Genomic DNA, 3,808 nt, shown 5'->3' with positions numbered 1-3,808 from the left:
GGCGGGGGGTGAGCTGGGCGTGGTGGCAGACATCGGGCTCTCCTGTCGGCGGGTTCGACAAGAGGGAACGTAGCAGATGGTTTTGTTGTAGACTATTTCTTTCGGTTCTAGTTTCTGCGGATGGCGCGGCGGGCGGTGACCGGCACCGGCGACCGGTGGTCGGTACCGGCGCCCTTCGGTCCTCGGTCTTCGGTCTTCGGTCTTCGGTGGAGCTGACTACTTCTGGCTCTGGCGGGCCCGGCGGGCCGCTCGCGGATGTTCGGCGGGGGCGGCCAGGTGCTCTCCGGCCAGCTGGTTCAGGGCGCGCAGGAGGGCCTCCCGGCCGGTCCGGGGCAGGCTGCTCAGGGCCTCCTCGTGCACCCGGTCGACGATCTCCTGGCTCTGCGCGGCGAGTGCGGCGCCCCGCTCGGTGACGGCGATGATCCGCGCCCGCCGGTCCCGGCTGGAGGGGCGGCGCTCGGCGAGTCCCGCGCCCTCCAGGGCGTCCACGGTCACCACCATCGTCGTCTTGTCCATGTCGCCGATCTCGGCGAGCTGGATCTGGGTGCGCTCCTCCTCCAGGGCATGGACCAGGACGCAGTGCATACGCGCGGTGAGCCCGATCTCGGCGAGCGCCGCCGACATCTGGGTTCGCAGGACGTGACTGGTGTGGTCCAGGAGGTAGGAGAGGTCCGGTGCGGTGCGGGTGGGTGCCATGGCGGTCATGTCCGCCAGCGTAACAATTCGGTCTGTGGCGGATCGTCCGCAAGCGAACTTGTCTCGCCGCTGCGATGTCCGGTCGGTCTGCGGTTTGCCGTGCCGTCTGCGGTCCGCGGTCTGCCGTGCCGTCTGCCGTCTGCCGTCTGCGGTTGCTGTTGCCGTTGCGGTCGTGGTCTGTGTCTGTGTCTGTGGTCTGTGGTCGTCAGGACCGTTCGGTGGAAGACCCCGGGTGTTATTCGTTGGCCGACCGCTCCCGCCGCCCGCACAGTGGCCGTATGACCTCTGCCGAACCCGCGTTCCTGCCCGGTCTGGAGCTCTCCCGGATCCTGTACGAGGAGGCGGTGCGGCCCGTCCTCGACGACGCCTTCCCCGGCCTGCCGTACGCCGCCGCGCGGATCGGTCCGGGTTCGGAGGTGCTCGGTTTCGACACCGCACGGTCGGCCGACCACGACTGGGGCCCGCGCCTGGACCTCTTTCTCGCGCCGGACGACGCCGCGGCCCATGGCGAGGCGATCCGGCGGCTGCTGGCGGACCGGCTGCCGAAGGAGATCCGCGGCTGGCCCACCCACTTCCGTCCGGCCGACGACCCGCTCGACCCGGTCGGCCACATGGCGGCGACCGACGGCCCCGTCAACCACCGCGTGGTCGCGCACGACACCGGCGCCTGGCTGACCCGGGAGCTCGGCCTCGACGCCTCCACCACGGAACCGGGCGTACGGGACTGGCTCGCCATGCCGCAGCAGAGGCTCGCCGGGGTCACCGCCGGTGCGGTTTTCCACGACGGCCCCGGTCTCCTCACCACCGCCCGCGCGCGACTCGCCCGCTACCCGGAGCAGGTGTGGCGTTATGTGCTGGCCTGCCAGTGGCAGCGGATCTCCCAGGAGGAGGCGTTCGTCGGGCGCTGCGCCGAGGTCGGCGACGCACTCGGTTCGGCCGTCGTCGCGGCCCGGCTGGTGCGGGACCTCATGCGGCTCAGCCTGCTGCTGGAGCGGCGCTTTCCCCCGTACGGCAAATGGCTGGGCAGCGCGTTCGCCCGACTGGAGGCGGCCGGGGAGCTGATGCCGTCCCTGTGCGGCGCGCTGACGGTGACGGACCACCAGGAGCGTGAGCGGCTGTTGTGCACCGCGTACGAGGCGGTGGCGATCCGCCAGAACGCGACCGGCCTGGTCGATCCGGTGGACCCGGCGCCGCGCCCGTACCACGGCCGTCCGTACCGCGTCCTGCACGCCGAGCGCTTCGCCCGCCCACTGGCCGACTCGCTCACGGACCCGGACCTGCGGGGCCTGCCGCTGACCGGGGTCGTCGACCAGTGGGCGGACAGCACGGACCTGCTCATGGGGAGGGACGGGGGCGCGCTGCGGGCGGCGAGTGCGGCGGTGGGCGGACGGTGAGGGTTCAGCGTCCGAGAGCCCGCCAACGGCGTCGGCGGCGCGGGGTGCGGGTCCGTGTGCTCCCCGCACCCGGCCGGCTGCCGGGCCGGTCGCGCAGCGGCCGCCACGGATCGTCGGGGGCGGCCATCGGTGCCTGCCGCTCCACCTGCGCCTGGATCTCGTAGTACGAGTCGTGGGCCGTCACCCGGAACGCCTCGTCGTACGACGCCATCGCGGCCTGCATCGCCGCACCGGCGAGGCCGCGTCGGCGGACCCGCGAGGCCAGCCAGAAGAAGCTGCCCAGGACCGCGGCGAGGGCGCCGGCGAACACGAGGAACGGCAGCAGCTCATCCATGCGGTCGAGCGTACGCCGCATGGGCGGGGCAGGCGCGAAAACCAGTGGCGGGCAGTCGCGCGGCCCGCCTAGCTTGAACGCCCGTGACGCATGATCCGAAAGTGTTCGTCCACGCACATGCCCTCCGCGGCAACGGGAACGACGGGTCGATGACGGGCGGCCGGCGATGACCGGCCCGGCGACGGCTCATCAGGCACCCGGGGGCGCGGAGGAGCGGCTGTTCTCGCCGGCTTACGCGGCCGCCACGATCGGCTTCGCCGCGGTGATGTTCCTGACCGGGTTCGCCGCACTCGCCGTCGTCCCCATGCTTCCGGTGGCCGCCCGCGAGCTGGACGGGGTGCCGCTCTACCCGCTGGTGGCGGGCTGCTTCGTCGCGGCGAGCCTGTTCGGCGGGGTGCTGGGCGGCGACTGGGCGGACCGGGCGGGTGCGGGGCGCCCGCTGGCGGCGGGTGTCGTGCTGGCGGTGGTCACCCTGGTCGTGTCGGCGACCAGCACCACCATCTGGCAGTTGGCGGTCGGACGGTTCCTGGACGGGGTGGCGGCCGGGATGATCGCGGTGGCCATCAACACGGCCATCGCGCACGCCTATCCGGACCGGCTGCGGGCGCGCGCCCTGGCGCTGATGAGCACCTGCTGGATCATCCCGTCCCTGGCCGGCCCGCCGCTGGCCGGGCTGGTGGCCGAGTGGTGGTCCTGGCGCGCCGTGTTCTTCGGCCTGGCCGCCCTCACCGTGATTCCGTCGCTGGCCGTGGTCCTCCTCCTGCGCAGCCGTTCCTGGCAGGCACCCCCGGAGGAGCCGGAGCCCGGTCGTCCGGAGTCCGGTCGCCCGCAGTCCGGTCGTCCGGGGTCGATCCGTCGGCGGAGCGCGCATCACGGCCCACGCTGATGGTCGCGGCCGCGGTGAGCGTGGGCGCGGCGCTGGGCCAGTACGCCGTGTCGGGCTGGGACGTACGGCATCTGCTGTGCGGGGTGGCGGGGCTCGCCCTGCTGGTGGTGTTCGTACCGCGACTGCTGCCGCCGGGCACCTGGCGTGCCGCGCGCGGACTGCCGGCCGCCGTGCTGTTGCGCGGTCTGACGTCGGGGGCGTACTTCACGCTGGAGGCCTTTGTTCCCCTCCTGCTGACCACCGCCCGGCGCGTTCCGCCCGTGCAGACCGGACTGGCCTTCACGGGGGCTGCCATCGCCTGGGCCGGTTCCTCCTGGCTGCAGGGCCGCCTCCAGGGGCGTGTCTCCCGCCACCGCCTGGTCACGGCCGGGGCCCTGGTGATGGGGGCGGCGGTCAGCGCGGGCAGTCCGGGCAGCGTCCCCACCGCGGCGACCGCCACCGCCGCCCCCATCACCAGGGCCCCGGCCGTGACCAGGCGGTGGCGGGAGACACGCCCCT

Annotated in this window: 4 protein-coding genes and 1 pseudogene; 3 read left to right on the top strand and 2 right to left on the bottom strand. The window is 73.4% G+C overall.

All coding sequences use genetic code 11. The features are described from left to right. Positions 1-216 precede the first annotated feature (216 nt). The gene (locus JGS39_RS38360; protein ID WP_219574394.1) at positions 217-705 is read right to left on the bottom strand and encodes a MarR family winged helix-turn-helix transcriptional regulator; all 489 of its coding nucleotides are present in this window, start codon (positions 703-705) and stop codon (positions 217-219) included. 269 nt (positions 706-974) lie between these two features. On the opposite strand from JGS39_RS38360, the gene JGS39_RS38355 reads away from it, so the two are divergent. Then, positions 975-2,090, top strand: coding sequence for a DUF4037 domain-containing protein (locus JGS39_RS38355; RefSeq protein ID WP_219574393.1), 1,116 nt, complete (start codon positions 975-977; stop codon positions 2,088-2,090). Between the two features lie 4 nt (positions 2,091-2,094). Here the strand turns inward: JGS39_RS38355 and JGS39_RS38350 are convergent, their stop codons facing one another. After that, positions 2,095-2,424, bottom strand: a complete 330-nt coding sequence (locus tag JGS39_RS38350) for a hypothetical protein (RefSeq protein ID WP_236064612.1) — start codon at positions 2,422-2,424, stop codon at positions 2,095-2,097. A gap of 166 nt (positions 2,425-2,590) precedes the next feature. Between JGS39_RS38350 and JGS39_RS41775 the strand changes: the two genes are divergently transcribed. Both JGS39_RS41775 and JGS39_RS41770 read left to right on the top strand, forming a co-directional pair. Beyond that, on the top strand, positions 2,591-3,310 hold the full coding sequence (locus JGS39_RS41775; RefSeq protein WP_308120963.1) for an MFS transporter: 720 nt from the start codon (positions 2,591-2,593) through the stop codon (positions 3,308-3,310). Then, positions 3,310-3,808, top strand: a pseudogene (locus JGS39_RS41770) (MFS transporter); the annotation flags it as partial. The gene JGS39_RS41775 and the pseudogene JGS39_RS41770, both read left to right, overlap by 1 nt.

The sequence above is a fragment of the Streptomyces poriferorum genome, assembly GCF_019399235.1.
In the GTDB taxonomy this organism is placed as follows: domain Bacteria; phylum Actinomycetota; class Actinomycetes; order Streptomycetales; family Streptomycetaceae; genus Streptomyces; species Streptomyces poriferorum.
This window is presented reverse-complemented; position numbering and strand designations above follow the sequence as displayed.

Bases quoted from the DNA above. Each gene is read 5' to 3' on its own strand.
- JGS39_RS38360 (WP_219574394.1), bottom strand. From the start codon at position 705: ATGACCGCCATGGCACCCACCCGCACCGCACCGGACCTCTCCTACCTC.
- JGS39_RS38350 (WP_236064612.1), bottom strand. From the start codon at position 2,424: ATGGATGAGCTGCTGCCGTTCCTCGTGTTCGCCGGCGCCCTCGCCGCG.
- JGS39_RS38355 (WP_219574393.1), top strand. From the start codon at position 975: ATGACCTCTGCCGAACCCGCGTTCCTGCCCGGTCTGGAGCTCTCCCGG.
- JGS39_RS41775 (WP_308120963.1), top strand. From the start codon at position 2,591: ATGACCGGCCCGGCGACGGCTCATCAGGCACCCGGGGGCGCGGAGGAG.